Consider the following 14339-nt stretch of genomic DNA (forward strand, 5'->3'; position numbering starts at 1 on the left):
AGAGCGTGAAATCGCCGTCGCCCGCACCGCTGCCGTCCTTGGACACCAGCGCCATGTCACCCGGCAAGCGGTCCAGCGAAAAGCTCAGCGAAACTGTCGCCGCGTCAAGCGCGAGGGCGCCGGAATGGCCGATGCTGAGGACGTCGTTTCTGCCGCCTGTATACTGCCGGGTCTCAAGTTGCGAAAAAACCGGATCCGGAATCACTGTTCCTGCCACGCTTAGGGTCCTCCTTGCTATGGCTGTTGTTGTTTGGAAATCTACTGCCCGGTCACGAGTCTATCGTGACGCCATTGGGGCATTCCAAGGCTTTTGCCGGCATGAGCGGGTTTTTGCGCGCGGCGTATAAAGGTTTGAAATTGTGGTCAATCGCTGCAGGTGCGCAGCGATGGCTGCGTTGAATTATGGCGAAAATCAGGCAAAACCGGGGCGCGCGGGCTGGAATGTGGCCTTTGCCGTCCTGCGCGCGGCCGGGTTGCGGCAAATTGATGGCCGTGGTGGCGCTTGCTGCCGGCAGGGGGCGGGCCGGGGGCAAGATCAGGCAAAAAGGCACACCCCCCGGGCGGGGGTGTGTCAGGGGTCTTACAATGCTGGACGCCGGAAAGGCCCGGCGGCAGGCACTGGGGCTTAGAAGTGGACGGACCGCGTGGTGGCAGGCTTTTCCAGCGGCGGGGCGAATTTGGTCAGGTCGATCCCTTCCACGGCCTCCTTGTATTCCTCCACGCTGGGGGTGCGGCCCAGAATAGCGGACAGGACGACAACCGGGGTTGAGGCGAGCAGGGATTCGCCCTTCTTCTCGGCAGAGTCCTCGACCACCCGGCCCTGGAACAGGCGGGTAGATGTGGCCAGAACCGTATCGCCCTTTGCGGCCTTTTCCTGGTTGCCCATGCAGAGGTTGCAGCCCGGACGCTCCAGATACAGGATGTTGTCGTATTCCGTGCGGGCGGTGCTTTTCGGCATGAAATCATTGAATTCAAAGCCGGAATAGCGCTGCAGGATTTCCCAGTCGCCCTCTTCCTTCAGCTCGTCGATGATGTTGTAGGTGGGGGCTGCAACAACCAGGGGGGCATTGAACGCCACCTTACCGGATTTCTTCTCCAGGTTCTTCAACATCTGGGCAACGATTTTCATGTCGCCTTTGTGCACCATGCAGGAGCCGACAAAGCCCAGGTCCACTTTCTTGTCTCCGCCGTAGAAGGACACCGGGCGGATAGTGTCGTGGGTGTAGCGCTTGGACACGTCTGCGTTGTTGACGTCAGGGTCGGCGATCATCGGTTCCACGATTTGGTCGAGATCAACGACAACTTCGGCAAAGTATTTGGCGTTGCTGTCCGGGGTCAGGGCAGGTTTTTCACCAGATTTTATTTCGGCGATGCGCTTGTCTGCCTTGTCGATCAGCCCCTGCAGCGTGCCGGATTCGTTGTCCATGCCCTTGCCGATCATGATCTGGATGCGGTTTTTGGCCAGTTCCAGAGAACCGATCAGGGTTTCATCGTTGGAGATGCAGATCGAAGCCTTGGCCTTCATCTCTGCTGTCCAGTCGGTAAAGGTGAAGGCTTGGTCGGCCAGCAGGGTGCCGATGTGCACCTCGATGACACGGCCCTGGAAGACGTTGTCGCCATGCTGCTTCAACATCTGGGCCTGGGTGGCGTGCACGACGTCACGGAAGTCCATGTGGTCGGCCATGGTACCCTTGAAGGTTACCTTGACCGATTCCGGGACCGGCATGGTGGCTTCGCCGGTTGCCAGTGCCAGCGCGACGGTGCCAGAGTCGGCGCCGAAGGCCACGCCCTTGGACATGCGGGTGTGGCTGTCGCCGCCGATGATGATGTCCCAGTCATCCACGGTAATGTCGTTCAGCACCTTGTGGATCACGTCGGTCATTGCGTGGTATTCGCCCTTGGGGTCTCGGGCAGTGATCAGGCCGAATTTGTTCATGAAGGACATCAGGCGCGGTATGTTGGCCTGTGCTTTCAAGTCCCAGACAGAGGCCGTGTGGCAGCCGGACTGATAGGCGCCGTCAACCGAGGGTGAGATGACGGTGGCGGCCATCGCTTCCAGTTCCTGGCTGGTCATCAGCCCGGTGGTGTCCTGAGAGCCGACAATGTTGACCTTGACCCGCACGTCAGAGCCTGCGTGCAGCACCGCGCCCGGGGTTGCACCGCGGGCATTGGCGTTAAAGATCTTCTCAACCGCGGTCAGGCCCTGGCCTTCGTGGGTGATTTCCTTGGCCGGGGCAAAAACCGGTGCTGGTTCAACGCCCAGCACCTCGGCAGAAAAGCTTTGCAGCTTCTTGCCAAAGACGATCGCATAAGAGCCGCCGGCCTTCATGAACTCGACCTTCTGCGGCGTGAAGGAGGCGGTGAGGTCGGCCAGCTCCTTGGAGCCGTCTTCGCTGTACAGCTTCTTGTCCTTGCTGTTGATGGTCAGCACGGTGCCGGTCTCAACCGAGTATTTCTGCTCTAGGACGGGGCTGTCGTCGTTGTTCAGGATCGGATTGCCTTCGCCGTCGACTTTCTTGACCCAGTTCTTGAGGTCGATGCCGATGCCGCCGGTCACGCCCACGGTGGTCAGGAAGATCGGCGAGATGCCATTGGTGCCGCCGACAACCGGTGCGATGTTGACGAAGGGCACATAGGGGCTGGCCTGTTTGCCGGTCCACAGCGCCACGTTGTTGATACCGGACATCCGTGAGGAGCCCACGCCCATGGTGCCCTTTTCCGCCACCAGCATCACCCGTTTGCCGGGGTGCTGCAGTTTCAGCGCTTCGATTTCCTGCTGCGCCTTTCCGGACATCAGGCATTTACCGTGCAGCTCGCGGTCGGAACGCGAATGCGCCTGTCCGCCGGGCGACAGCAGATCGGTGGACACATCGCCCTCGGCGGCCACATAGGTCACTACCTGAATTTCTTCTTCGATATCCGGCAGCTTGGTGAAGAATTCAGCCTTGGCGTAGCTTTCCAGAATATCCTTGGCGATGCTGCTGCCTGCCTCATATGCGGCTTTCAGTCGGCCGGTGTCCGCCTCATACAGGAACACTTGGGTTTTCAGGACCTCTGCTGCGTCCCGGGCAATGCCGGCATCATCACCCAGGGCCAGATCCAGCAGAGCCTCGACCGAAGGGCCGCCCTTCATGTGAGAGAGCAGCTCAAATGCGAAAGAGGTGGAGATCTCCGGGACATCGGCTTCGCCCAGGATGATCTCTTTCAGGAATTTCGCCTTAACGCCGGCCGCGCTCGTGGTGCCGGGCAAGGTGTTGTAGATTAGGAAGTTTAGCGAGTCGGCGCGGTGCGCGTTGCCGGCATCCTTGATTTGCGCAATGAGCTCTTCCACCAGGGCGCCGTCGTCGATGGGCTTAGGGTGCAGGCCCTGTTCCTTGCGGGTTTCGATTTCATTCAAGTAGTCAGTGTAAAGGCTCATGGCTATCCCGGCGAGTAAGCGTTCAGGTGATGGGGGGCCCAGGTTGCAGAAGCAGCCGACGGGCCCGGGTCTCAGTTTGTATGCGGCGGTATACCATCCGGGAGGGCTTTGCAAGATCCCTGGCAGTGGCACGATGCCCCATCTGAACGGCCGGTGCCGCTGCGCGTTCGGGGTTCGCAGTTTTATCGCTGGATTGGCGTGTGATCCAAGCGTGACGAATCCGCGCAGACCTTGGTGCGGGCATGTTCAGCCGTGGCCGCCATCGTGGCTGAGGGGGCGCAGCAAGCGGCCGGCGGCCTGGTGAAGGAGTATTGAAAACACCCCCAGTGTCAGCATCGCGGCAAACATCAGGTCGGTTTTCGCGCGGCCGTTAGCCAGCAGCATCAGGTATCCAAGCCCGCGCGAGGCGCCGACCCATTCGCCGATCACAGCGCCGATGGGCGCATAGACCGCTGCCAGCCGCAGGCCGGACGCCAGCGAGGGCAGGGCCGCAGGCACCCTGATTTGCCATAGAATCCGCGACGGTTTGGCCTGCATGGTCCGGGCAAGGTCCAGATACCCTGGCGGGGTTCGCATCAGCCCGTCCAGAAAGGCAGAGGTGACCGGGAAATAGATGATCAGGACTGCCATGGCGATTTTCGACCACAGACCGTAGCCCAGCCACAGGGTCAGGATAGGGGCCAGGGCAAAGACTGGCAGCGCCTGGGTGAAGACCAGCACCGGCTGCACCAGGGTGCGGACCGCCGGAGATGCCGCCAGCTGGATGGCAGTGGCAATGCCCAAGGCGGCACCGATTACCAGGCCCAAAAGCACCTCGGCAGCGGTTACCGCCGTGTGTTCCGCGATGATCCAGCGATGGATCCACCAGGTTTCTGCCACCAGGGCCGGGCCTGGCAGGATAAAGCGGGGCAGCCCGGTCAGGCTGACCACCGCCTGCCACAGCAGGAGCGCAGCGGCGGCTGAGGCGAGGCCGGCCTTCCAGCCTGTCATCGTGCCACCGGGAACCCGGCCCAGGCCGCATCAAAGAAGGCACGCTCAAGTTCCACCGCGCGGGTGAACAGGCGGGTGGCCTCGGCCTGCGCTTCCGGTTCCAAGGCGGGGTAGGCTGCGTCCAGCTGTGCCCTGAGGTAGGCCACGACGCCTGCGAAGCTCTCGCCTGCGTGCAGGGTGATCCATTCGCCCAGCCAGAACGGCAGGTCCGCGGCCTGGTCCTCAACTGGGGCGGCCCAGTCCAGATAGATCCATTCAGCCACCACCAGGACCGCCAGCATGTTGGTATAGCTGCCGGACTGGCGGGCCTCGTCCATCAGGGCCTGGAAGGCGCGGGTTTCCGGTGCCGGCTGCTGGCCGCTGGTAGGCACGCCCAAGGCGTCGAGGCTGCGCAGAAAATAGGTGTTTTCCGGTCCGCAGATCAGGCCGAGGAACCGGGCGCCGGGCACCACGTCGGCCAGGCTGGGGCCATGGGCGACGGCAGCGGCCAGAAGGCGCACGAAGCCCTCGATAAAGAGGTAATCCTGCTGCAGGTAGCCGGCCATCTTGTCCCGGTCCAGTGAGCCATCGGCCAAGGCATAAGTGAAGGGATGGCGGGTCGCTGCGTGCCAATCGTCACGGCAGGCAGCGCGGAGCTGTTCGGTGATACTCATCAGTGGCCCTTTCTGAGAAGTGTGAGGAGACCCGCCTGCACCTTCATCACTTGCGGCGCGGCGGCGGGCCGGGGCAGGGGGATTTGCGGGGCGGGAACATCAGTTAGCCCCTGCACCGTCAGGATTTGGATTGAATGGCCCATGCGGGCGGCTTCGCCCGGGTCGTGGGTGACCAGCAGAACAGTACGGTCCTGCAGCAATTCGGCGGCAAGATCCTGCATGTCAGCCCTGGTTTGCGCATCCAGTGCAGAAAAGGGTTCGTCCAGCAGGATGACGGGTTTGTCTTCCATCAGGGTGCGCGCAAGCGCCACCCGCTGGCGCTGGCCACCGGACAACGCGGCAGGTTTCTTGTGCGCATGGTCTGTCAGCTGCACCCGTTCTAGCAGATGCTGCAAACGGGCAGGGTCGCCCTTGCCGCCGCGCAGCCTGGCGCCGAGAGCGATATTCCGGGTGACGGTGGCCCAGGGCAGCAGCAGGTCGCTTTGTGCCATGTAGGCCACGCGCGGGGCGGGATCGGAGCCGTCCGACGCAGAGATCGTGCCGTTAAAGTCCGCCCCTGTCTGCAGCCCGGCGATCAGCCGGAGCAGGGTTGTCTTTCCGGTGCCCGAGCCGCCCAGAAGGCAGGTCCACTGTCCGGCGGGCAGATCCAGTTTCAGCGGCGCAAACAGCCGTGCGCCGCCGATGCTGGCACTGCCCGCAACAGTGATCCCGGGCGCCGGTGTCATGGCTCCAGGCCCATCTGCCAGAACCCGGCCTCAAGTTCTGTGGCAGTGGAGAATGCCCGGCACAGGGACTGCCAGACCGGCAGCTGGTCATAGCTTGCCCCTAGCCGCCGTTCCAGGGCGCTGTCCAGCAGGACGCCGGTATCGAGGCAAACCTGCTGGTACTCCGCCCCGGCATAGGTGCAGATCCAGGCGCTGTAGGTATCGCTGGTTGCTTCCTGAGACAGCCGTGCGCCGATTTCACCGTACCCCATGACACAGGGGGCAAGTGCTGCCAGCAGGGTCAGGAAATCGCCGGAGTAGCCCGCCTCCAGCACATAGCGGGTATAGGCCAGGTTGCCGGGGCGTTCGGGGGTGGCGAACAGTTCCTCCTGCGGGATGCCTGCCTCTGCACAGATGCTGATATGCAGCTTCATCTCCTCGCTGATCAGCGCGTTGACTGTGGCCGAGGCGGCCAGCATTTCCGCGTGGGTTTCGGCCTTGACCACCGCCAGCGCCCAGGCGCGGGAGAAGTGGACCAGGAACACGTAGTCCTGACGCAGGTAGTGCAGGAAGGCTTCGCGCGGGAGCGAACCGTCGCGCAGGCCTTCGACAAAGGCATGGCGGGTGTAGTCGCGCCACAGATCGCCAGCCGCCGCCCGCATCAGCCCGAAAGCGCGGCCATAATCCGGAGCCGCGCTCATTTCGCGGTCACGTCGATGGTGATGGCCTCCACCGCATTGGTGCTGCTGATCATGCCTTTTTCTTGAAGGAACGCCTCGAACCGTTCATAGCGGCCGGCGTCAAACCCGGCCGGGCGCAGCGCAAAGCGGGGCAGGGTGTCGGCCCAGGCGCGGGCGTTCAGTTCATCTTGCAGTTCAGGTGACGTGCCCGAGAAGATTTCCCAGCTTTTCTGCGGGTTGTTGACGATGAACTGGGTGGCCTTTTCGGTTGCAGCCAGGAAGCGCTCGACCTTGCCTGCGTCCATGGTTTCGGGATTGGCAACATAGATCAGCTCGTCATAGGAGGGCACGCCTTCCTCCTCAATATAAAAGCAGGTGCCGGGGCGGCCCTCGATGTCCATCTGGTTCAGCTCGAAGTTACGGTACGCCCCGATCACCGCATCGACTTGGCCGCTCATCAGCGAAGGCGACAGGGAGAAGTTCACGTTGATCATCTCGACGTCGTCCAGGGCAACGCCGTGCTTGCCCAGAACCGTTCCCAGGACAGCCTCTTCGACCCCGGCAACAGAGAAGCCGATCTTCTTGCCCTTCAGGTCGGCGGGGGATTTGATCGGGCCGTCCTCAAGGACAAGCAGGCAGTTGAGCGGGGTGGCAACCAGGGTCCCAACCCTTTTCAGCGGCAGGCCCTCGTGGATCTGAAGATGCAGTTGCGGCTGATAGGAAACCGCCAGATCCGCCTGGCCGGCGGCCACCAGGCGCGGCGGGGCAGAGGGGTCTGCAGGCGGCACGATCTCCACCTCCAAACCCTGTTCGGCAAAATACCCCTGTTCCTGCGCTACGATGACCGGCCCGTGATCGGGGTTGATGAACCAGTCCAAAAGCAGGGTCATCTTGTCCTGGGCTGCGGCGGGGGTAGCGGCCAGAAGGGCCAGTACGGTTGCAAGTCTTTTCATGGAAGGCGTTTCCTTTGTGTTCACATTCGGGGGGCGAAGGGTGTTTGGCCGGCCGGATCTGTCAGCGGCAAGCGGCAGGCCATTGGCGGTGGAAGTGGTGGACAGGGCCGTGGCCTTGGCCCACCCCAAGCCCGTCAGCGGCAGCAATTGCACCTTGAAGGTAGGCGTGGGCTTCGGTGGCGGCCTGGGCCAGCGTTAGGCCTTTGGCAAGGCCCGCGGTAATGGCAGAGGACAGGGTGCAGCCGGTGCCGTGGGTGTTGGCCGTCAGCAGGCGCGGGGCGGTGAATTCGGCGATGACACCGTCAGCCGAGATCAGAAAATCATGGCAGGTGCTGCCGGTGCTGTGGCCGCCTTTCATCAGGACAGCCTTGGCGCCCGTGCGGCAAAGAGCCAGCCCCTGCGCGGCCATCCTGTCCGGATTGTCTGCGGGTGCCTCGTTCAGAAGGGTTGCGGCCTCCGGCAGGTTGGGGGTCAGCAAGTTTGCGCGCGGCAGCAATTCCCGGCGCAGCGTGTCCACGGCTTCCTGCGCCAGCAGGGCGTCGCCGGATTTTGCCACCATTACCGGGTCCAGGACAACCGGGCCAGGGTAGTCTGCGATAGCTGTGGCGACGGTTTCGATGATCTGCGGCGTGGCCAGCATACCGATCTTGATGGCCCGCACATCCAGATCGCTGAGAACCGCATCGATCTGTGCGGCGACCACATCCAGCGGGATCCCGTGCACCGCCGTGACCTGGCGGGTGTTCTGGGCGGTAACTGCGGTGATGACGCTGGCGCCGTACACCCCCAGCGCCGACATGGCCTTGAGATCCGCTTGGATCCCGGCGCCGCCGCCGCTGTCGGATCCTGCAATAGTCAACGCAATATGGGCCATTGGCACCCCCCCCAAAAAAATTAAGGGCACCGCATACGGAATACGTCTTCAGGTTTGAGACCGTTCCCTACGCCGGTATTGCCCGGATCAGGTTCGATGGGTTAGCGCATCAGCGCCTCTCAGCCCCAAACGGGGCACCCCAACGGTTGCAGGCTGGATAACAAGGCTGCTGCATTCCGTCAACGCCGCGCAGGGATGGCGCCGTTTTTTCCAGCCGCACCGCTGGTCATTGGGTGAAAAATTCAGTTGGATGGCACCGTCCCGGCTGCAGGCCGCCGGGCAGGAGAAGGCCAGAAAGGAAGCGCGCTGCCGTGGCAGGAGATGAGGATTGTTTTCAAGTTGCGCCATCTGCACGCGTCCTGACGCCAGAGGCTGCGGGTGTTGAAGTGCTGTTGAGGTGCATCGGCCGCAAAATACCGTTCCGGGCAGGGCCGCAGGCTTCCAGGCCGCTGCAGGACGGGCCGGGCGAAAAGCAGCGGGTCTATTGCGAAAGCTCCGGCTCGACTGGAGCGCCAAAGCTGATCCGCCGCCGCCCGGCCAGCTGGCGCGCCAGCTTTGCTGTCAATGCGCGGCTGCTGGCGGCAGGGCCGCAGGATGTCTATGCCGTGCTTGGGCATCTGGGGCATTCGCTCAGCCTGTATGCGGCAGTGGAAGCGTTGCATCAGGGGTGCGGGCTGGCGGTTTTGTCCAGGCAAAGCCTAGTGCAGCAGGCCGCCGCGGTCCGGCAATTCGGGGTGACAGTGCTATATGCGACGCCCAGCCAGCTGCGCCTGCTGACCGGCGCAGCCAAGGGCGTTTTCGAAGGCGTCAGGCATGTGATGTGCGGCGGTGGCAAGCTCGATGAGGCCCTGCGCAATGCCCTGGCGGACCGGTTTCCGGGGGCGCAGGTGCTGGAGTTCTTTGGCGCGTCCGAGACCAGTTTCATCTCTGTATCAGATGGCAGCACGCCGCCAGGATCGGTGGGCAAGGCCTATCCCGGGGTTGAAGTGCGGATTGGCGGTGGCGGCGCGCCGGGGGAGGCCGGGGAGATCTGGGTGAGAAGCCCGTATCTGTTTGAAGGCTATGAAGGAGGCAGCAGCGATCTGACGGCCTGGGACGATGGGTTCCTGTCAATCGGGGAAATCGGGGTGCTGGATGCTGGCGGATACTTGTACCTGCGGGGGCGGCGCAGCCGTATGGTGACGGTCGCGGACCAGAACGTTTTTCCTGAGGCGGTCGAGGCAGTTCTGCTGGCGGAACCCGGTGTTGCTGCTGCGGCGGTGCTGGCGCTGGAAGATCCGCTGCGCGGGCACCGGATCGTGGCGGTGGTGCAGGGCGGCGGCAGCGGGGCCGCACTGCGCAAGGCCTGCCGGGCTGCCTTGGGAGACGCTGCTGTGCCGCGGGAAATCCGCAAGACAGACAGGATGCCGCTGCTGCCGGCCGGGAAGCCGGACCTGCAGCGTCTTGCCCGGATGTGGCAGGAGGGGGTGCTGTGAGCCGGAGTTTTATAATCGCTGCCTGCCGCAGCGCGGTTGCGCCGCGCAATGGCGCTTTCAGGGCCTGTCTGCCGCATGATTTGGCGGCGCCTGTGATCAAGGATGTGCTGGCCAGGGCAGGCCTGGCACCGGAGCAGGCAGGCGAGCTGGTGCTGGCAAATGCCCTGGGAGCGGGGGGCAATCCTGCCCGTATTGCCGCCCTGGCAGCGGGGCTGCCGGAGCGTGTTGCGGGCCTGAGCCTGGACCGGCAATGCGCGGGCGGGCTGGATGCGGTGATCCTTGGCGATGCGATGATCCGTGCTGGGCTGCATGATGTGGTGATTGCCGGCGGTGCCGAAAGCTATTCCCGCCGCCCGGTCCGGATGCACACCTTTGCCGATGGCCGCCCGCCAGAGGCCTATGATCAGGCGCTCTTTACCCCCTGGCCGGACCGCGACCCTGGCATGGCGGAAGCGGCAGAGGCGCTGGCGCAGCAGCTGAAAATCAGCCGCGATGACCAGGACGCCTGGGCGCAGGACAGCCATGCCAAGGCCCTGTCTGCAAGACCGCGGCTGGCAGCAGAGATCACCCCGGTTGCAGGTCTTGGCCAGGATAGTTTCAGCCGGGCACTGGCACCCCGGCTGTGCGCGCGGGCCCGGCCGGTTTGCGGCAGCATCACTGCAGCGAACATGGCCGTTGCTGCGGATGCCGCGGGGTTTGTGCTGATGGTTTCGGAAAAGATCGCCCGGCGGCATCCGGGTCCCGCTGCAGCTGTGCTGGCTGGTGCCACCCTGGGCGCGGATCCAACGCAGCCGGGTCTCGCACCGGTCCCCGCTGTGGCTGCGGTGCTTGGTCAGGCTGATTTGACGCCGCGCGATCTTGCCGCGGCGGAGGTCATGGAGGCCTTTGCGGTTCAAGCCATTGCCTGCCAGCAGGGGGCGGGACTGCCGCAGGAGATTGTCAACCGGCACGGTGGCTCCCTGGCGCGCGGCCATCCGATCGGGGCTTCGGGCGCGATCCTGGCCGTGCGGCTGTTCCACGACTTGGCGGCGGGCGGCGGCACCGGCCTTGCGGCCATCGCATCCGCCGGCGGGCTGGGCAGCGCATTGCTTTTGCAGGCCTGAGCCTAGGGCAGTTTGCGGATCCGGTCGCTGGCGCGGATTTCGCCATCACCCACGATCCGGCACAGCACGCCGCGCAGGCGCAGGGGACGGTGCGGCCGGTGATTGATCCAGGCAAGGCTTTCGGCGCCGTAGCGGTCGCGCCATTTCACACAGGCCGTGTTGAACTTATCCGAAACCTCGACCACTGCGCTGCCGATTTGCAGCCGGGTGCCAACAGGCATGCTGGCTTCGCTCAGGTCCAGATCCGCGACGATCGTGTCGCCTGGATGCACTGTGTTCTTGCGGTCGCGCCAGCACAGGTCCACCACCCGCTTGGGCAGGATAGACACCTGGATCCGCGGGTCCGGGCTGCCGTCGGACAGTGTCAGCCACGGGGCTTTCAGCCAGCGCTCCCCTTCAATGCCGCGGGCTGCCGACAGCTGGAGGCTGGCAGGGAAGACACGCTCGCCATAGCCGGGGCGGAAGCACAGGGTTTCGATTGCCGCGCCGTCCTTGGGGGCCGCCAGGATGGCGGGCAGCGCCGCGTCGCATTCGGCGCGGGTGACGGGGTGCGGTCCTGGATCTGCAGAAGCCATGGTCATGCGGTGTCCTCGTTTTCAAAGCCGCGGAAGGTTGTGAAAGCGTCCAGCGGCTGCCGTTCCGTGCGGAACTGGTTGACTGCGGCCTGGCGATCCGGGTGGCCCAGGGCAATGCCGCAGACCACAAGTTCCTGTTTCGGCAGTTCAAGATGGCGATGGACAAGCCGGCCGTAGTTGGCCAAGGCACCGATCCCGGTAGCCCCGAGACCGTGGCTTTCTGCCGCCAGCAGAAAGCTCATGATGGCCATGCCAAGGTCCATGAAACACCCTTTGCCCATCCGCCGGTCGATTGTGGCAACCACCCCGACAGGCGCGCCGAAGAAGGCGTAGTTGCGGGCAAATTGCTGCCGCCGCCCGGCAAGGTCGCGGCGGCCGATGCCGAGGGAAGCATAAAGCGCATATCCGGCCTTGCGCTGCCTGTCCTTCAGCTCAGCGGGCATTGGGCTGGGAAAATAGGAATATTCGCTGTCCGCAGGGCGGTTTTCAGCGGCGGCCTGCGCCAGTTCCGCGGTCAGCGCAGACAAGGTGGCGCCGGACAGCACGTGAAAGGTGCCGGGCTGCAGATTGGCGCCGCTGGGGGCTTGCCGGGCGGCGGCGCAAATCCGCTCCACCGTGGCGCGGCGGACCGGGGCGCTGGTATAGGCCCGGACCGACCGGCGGTTTGACAGGAGTTGTTCGAACTCAGGCAGCATAGGCGCGCGACAGCACGCTGGAGGGGCGGGCCTTGTATAGCGCACCGGTGATCAGGCCGGCCAGAACCGCCTTGATCAGATCGCCGGGCATGAAAGGCGCCATGGCGGTCAGCAGCGCTTCGCCGAGGCCCGCGGGCTTCATCACCATGTAATAGGGGACCGCCACCAGGTAGAGCGCGCCGATGCCGCCCGCGACGGCGGCAACTGCAGCGATGACGGTGACATTGCCGGATGTCCATTTCTCCATCACCAGACCGGCAGCAAAGGCCGCAACCGGGAAGCCGTAGTAAAAGCCGGCCCAGGGGGTGGTGAACACGCCCAGGCCGCCGCGGCCGCCTGCCAGAAGCGGCAGGCCGGCAGCCACTAGGACCACAAACAGCAGCACTGCCAGCGCGCCGCGTTTGGCGCCGAGCACGGTTCCGCACAGCATGATCCCCATGCTTTGCGCGGTGATCGGAATGCCGCTGGCCAGGGTCAGCTTGGGCACCAGGCCCAGGGCAGCGATGAGCGCTGTGAACAGCGCGATGAGGACGACATTGCGTTCCATGTCAGGTCTCCTTGGTTTCCAGGATGCCGCCGCGGGCGCGCAGCGCTTCGGCCAGGTGGTCGGCATCGTCCAGAGCGAGCAGGGTGAAAGGGACAACCACCCGCCAGCCGGGACGGCGCGGCGAGCGGGCGCGCCAGGCCTCAGTAAGGCGCTGGCCGTTGTTGATGAGGGTTGGCAGGATGCGGATCACCAGGGCGATTGCCAGCTCCAGAGCCCGCGTGTTCAGGCCGAGCCGGCGCAGCGGGGCGGCCAGCCAGCGGATGACCTCGATCATCTCGCTTAGGGCAGTGGTCATGGTGACCAGGTTGGCAAGTCCGACCGCGGTCAGCAGGCGCATTATGATCTCTGCGCCTTCGCTGTAAGTTGCGGTCGCCACATGCCAGATGGCGAGAATGGCCAGAAAGGGCCACAGCACTTGCAAACGCACCATCCCGGTCCGGAAAAACTGCAGCCCTGGCAGCGCGTAGAGGCCGCCCATCAGCAAAAGGGCAGCCGCAAGCAGCCGCAGATCAGAGATCAGAAAAAGGGCAAAAGTTGCCGCTCCCAATGACGCCAGCTTGGCGCCGGCCGGCCAGCTGTGCGCCCGTGTCCTAACCGGAGAGGTGAGCGAGATCATCGGCATCCCCCTGGCAGTGCATTGCGTCCTTGTAGGCAGCCATCACGTTTTCCTGCGGTCCGGCTATCCGGACGCTGCCCTGGTCGATCCAGACCAGATGCGCGTAGCCAGCCAGGTCAGACGGGTCGTGGGTGATGTGCAAAAGGGTGCCTTGATAGAACTTGAGATACCGGTTGAGCTGCGCCTTGGTCGGTATGTCCAGTCCTGCAAAGGGTTCGTCCAGCACCAGCAGCCGGGGCGCCATGGCGACCACCGCCATCAGGCAGACCAGGTGCTTCTGGCCCTGCGACAGGGTATTGATGTAGGCCTGTTGCCAATGGCCCAGCCCAAACCGTTCAAGGACGGCGGCGCTTGCAGCAGCGGCCTCGGTCTTGCTGAGCCCTTGCTGTTCCAGGCCAAAGGCGATTTCTTCACCGACCGTCGGGAAAATGATCTGATGTTCCGGGTTCTGGAACAGGATGCCGACTTCCTTCAGTGCCGCGCGCCGGTCCTTGGCCAGATTTTTACCGTTGATCCGCACCGTGCCGGATGCCGGCACCGCCAGACCCGCGATCAGGCGGGCCAGTGTCGACTTGCCGGAACCGTTCCGGCCGACGACGCCGATGCGCCGCTCGCCAAGCGTCAGGCTGAGGTCCCGCAGAACCTGCTTGCCCTCTATGGAGAAATCCACCTTTTGAATTTCAATCCGGCTTGGCGTGGTCACAGCCGCATCCTTTGCCTGGTTTCCGTCAGGACCGGCAACCGCAGCTGCGGCTCCGGCCAATTCCTTGGCGCGCAGCCATGGACCGGGAACATGCAAAGTGCAAGTAAATTTAAATCCTGGCAGCGCGCGGGCAGGGTTTCAAGGAAACGTGTCAGAATGCGGCACCGTCTGGTTGCGCAGAAATAGGGGGCAAGGTGAAGCAAGATGGCGGCATCGTTCTGTTTTATCATAATACAGATTACAGATGATATTATGCCGCTTTGGTGGATTCACAAACGAAGTGCAAATTCTGTACGAATACAGAGAGTTGCATGGAGTATGAAGAATGGGAAGCCACTACTGTCACCTGAAGC

The 14339-nt window shown here is 63.8% G+C and carries 15 protein-coding genes and 1 riboswitch; of the genes, 2 read left to right on the plus strand and 13 right to left on the minus strand.

The features are described 5' to 3' along the window. From ACXAHG_RS22610 to thiD, 8 genes are all read right to left on the minus strand, one after another. Nucleotides 1-217: hypothetical protein (locus ACXAHG_RS22610; RefSeq protein ID WP_475060959.1), on the minus strand; the 217-nt coding region annotated here is incomplete at its 3' end. A 408-nt stretch (nt 218-625) separates the two neighbouring features. Continuing rightward, nucleotides 626-3418: a bifunctional aconitate hydratase 2/2-methylisocitrate dehydratase gene (locus ACXAHG_RS22615; protein ID WP_475060961.1), complete on the minus strand. Its 2793-nt coding sequence runs from the start codon at nt 3416-3418 to the stop codon at nt 626-628. Between the two features lie 246 nt (nt 3419-3664). Then, complete coding sequence (locus ACXAHG_RS22620) at nt 3665-4408, minus strand: ABC transporter permease (RefSeq protein WP_475060963.1); 744 nt, start codon at nt 4406-4408, stop codon at nt 3665-3667. Next, nucleotides 4405-5061: a TenA family protein gene (locus ACXAHG_RS22625; RefSeq protein ID WP_475060965.1), complete on the minus strand. Its 657-nt coding sequence runs from the start codon at nt 5059-5061 to the stop codon at nt 4405-4407. Before ACXAHG_RS22625 ends, ACXAHG_RS22620 begins: the two co-directional genes overlap by 4 nt. Further along, nucleotides 5061-5786, minus strand: a complete 726-nt coding sequence (locus ACXAHG_RS22630) for an ABC transporter ATP-binding protein (RefSeq protein WP_475060967.1) — start codon at nt 5784-5786, stop codon at nt 5061-5063. Before ACXAHG_RS22630 ends, ACXAHG_RS22625 begins: the two co-directional genes overlap by 1 nt. Continuing rightward, a complete protein-coding gene (tenA, locus tag ACXAHG_RS22635) occupies nt 5783-6466 on the minus strand; it encodes a thiaminase II (protein WP_475060969.1) in 684 nt (227 codons plus the stop codon). The genes ACXAHG_RS22630 and tenA overlap by 4 nt, the downstream gene beginning before the upstream one ends. After that, a complete protein-coding gene (locus tag ACXAHG_RS22640) occupies nt 6463-7398 on the minus strand; it encodes an ABC transporter substrate-binding protein (RefSeq protein WP_475060972.1) in 936 nt (311 codons plus the stop codon). The genes tenA and ACXAHG_RS22640 overlap by 4 nt, the downstream gene beginning before the upstream one ends. Nucleotides 7399-7459: 61 nt before the next feature. Next, entirely contained in the window at nt 7460-8272 is an 813-nt protein-coding gene (gene thiD, locus ACXAHG_RS22645) for a bifunctional hydroxymethylpyrimidine kinase/phosphomethylpyrimidine kinase (RefSeq protein WP_475060975.1), read from the minus strand. 47 nt (nt 8273-8319) lie between these two features. Beyond that, a riboswitch (TPP riboswitch) is annotated at nt 8320-8424 on the minus strand. Between the two features lie 159 nt (nt 8425-8583). On the opposite strand from thiD, the gene ACXAHG_RS22650 reads away from it, so the two are divergent. Both ACXAHG_RS22650 and ACXAHG_RS22655 read left to right on the plus strand, forming a co-directional pair. Further along, nucleotides 8584-9747, plus strand: a complete 1164-nt coding sequence (locus ACXAHG_RS22650; protein ID WP_475060977.1) for an AMP-binding protein — start codon at nt 8584-8586, stop codon at nt 9745-9747. Then, complete coding sequence (locus ACXAHG_RS22655) at nt 9744-10850, plus strand: thiolase family protein (RefSeq protein ID WP_475045436.1); 1107 nt, start codon at nt 9744-9746, stop codon at nt 10848-10850. Before ACXAHG_RS22650 ends, ACXAHG_RS22655 begins: the two co-directional genes overlap by 4 nt. 2 nt (nt 10851-10852) lie before the next feature. Here ACXAHG_RS22655 and ACXAHG_RS22660 read toward each other — a convergent pair whose 3' ends face one another. The 5 genes from ACXAHG_RS22660 to ACXAHG_RS22680 are packed head-to-tail and all read right to left on the minus strand — an operon-like array spanning nt 10853 to nt 13986. Then, entirely contained in the window at nt 10853-11431 is a 579-nt protein-coding gene (locus ACXAHG_RS22660; RefSeq protein ID WP_475045435.1) for a hypothetical protein, read from the minus strand. Then, a complete protein-coding gene (locus tag ACXAHG_RS22665) occupies nt 11428-12120 on the minus strand; it encodes a nitroreductase (RefSeq protein WP_475045433.1) in 693 nt (230 codons plus the stop codon). Before ACXAHG_RS22665 ends, ACXAHG_RS22660 begins: the two co-directional genes overlap by 4 nt. Continuing rightward, a complete protein-coding gene (locus ACXAHG_RS22670) occupies nt 12110-12667 on the minus strand; it encodes a biotin transporter BioY (RefSeq protein WP_475060980.1) in 558 nt (185 codons plus the stop codon). Before ACXAHG_RS22670 ends, ACXAHG_RS22665 begins: the two co-directional genes overlap by 11 nt. A gap of 1 nt (nt 12668) precedes the next feature. Then, nucleotides 12669-13283 carry a CbiQ family ECF transporter T component gene (locus ACXAHG_RS22675; protein ID WP_475060983.1) on the minus strand — a complete coding sequence of 205 codons (615 nt, stop codon included), beginning with the start codon at nt 13281-13283 and terminating at the stop codon, nt 12669-12671. Further along, nucleotides 13258-13986 carry an energy-coupling factor ABC transporter ATP-binding protein gene (locus ACXAHG_RS22680; protein WP_475045428.1) on the minus strand — a complete coding sequence of 243 codons (729 nt, stop codon included), beginning with the start codon at nt 13984-13986 and terminating at the stop codon, nt 13258-13260. The genes ACXAHG_RS22675 and ACXAHG_RS22680 overlap by 26 nt, the downstream gene beginning before the upstream one ends. Between the last annotated feature and the right edge of the window lie 353 nt (nt 13987-14339).

Source organism: Leisingera sp. ABD4_442 (genome assembly GCF_056160905.1).

Coding starts and splice junctions, on each gene's coding strand:
- thiD (WP_475060975.1), bottom strand. CDS start 8,272: ATGGCCCATATTGCGTTGACTATTGCAGGATCCGACAGCGGCGGCGGC.
- ACXAHG_RS22665 (WP_475045433.1), bottom strand. CDS start 12,120: ATGCTGCCTGAGTTCGAACAACTCCTGTCAAACCGCCGGTCGGTCCGG.
- ACXAHG_RS22625 (WP_475060965.1), bottom strand. CDS start 5,061: ATGAGTATCACCGAACAGCTCCGCGCTGCCTGCCGTGACGATTGGCAC.
- ACXAHG_RS22675 (WP_475060983.1), bottom strand. CDS start 13,283: ATGATCTCGCTCACCTCTCCGGTTAGGACACGGGCGCACAGCTGGCCG.
- ACXAHG_RS22640 (WP_475060972.1), bottom strand. CDS start 7,398: ATGAAAAGACTTGCAACCGTACTGGCCCTTCTGGCCGCTACCCCCGCC.
- ACXAHG_RS22630 (WP_475060967.1), bottom strand. CDS start 5,786: ATGACACCGGCGCCCGGGATCACTGTTGCGGGCAGTGCCAGCATCGGC.
- tenA (WP_475060969.1), bottom strand. CDS start 6,466: ATGAGCGCGGCTCCGGATTATGGCCGCGCTTTCGGGCTGATGCGGGCG.
- ACXAHG_RS22670 (WP_475060980.1), bottom strand. CDS start 12,667: ATGGAACGCAATGTCGTCCTCATCGCGCTGTTCACAGCGCTCATCGCT.
- ACXAHG_RS22660 (WP_475045435.1), bottom strand. CDS start 11,431: ATGACCATGGCTTCTGCAGATCCAGGACCGCACCCCGTCACCCGCGCC.
- ACXAHG_RS22615 (WP_475060961.1), bottom strand. CDS start 3,418: ATGAGCCTTTACACTGACTACTTGAATGAAATCGAAACCCGCAAGGAA.
- ACXAHG_RS22620 (WP_475060963.1), bottom strand. CDS start 4,408: ATGACAGGCTGGAAGGCCGGCCTCGCCTCAGCCGCCGCTGCGCTCCTG.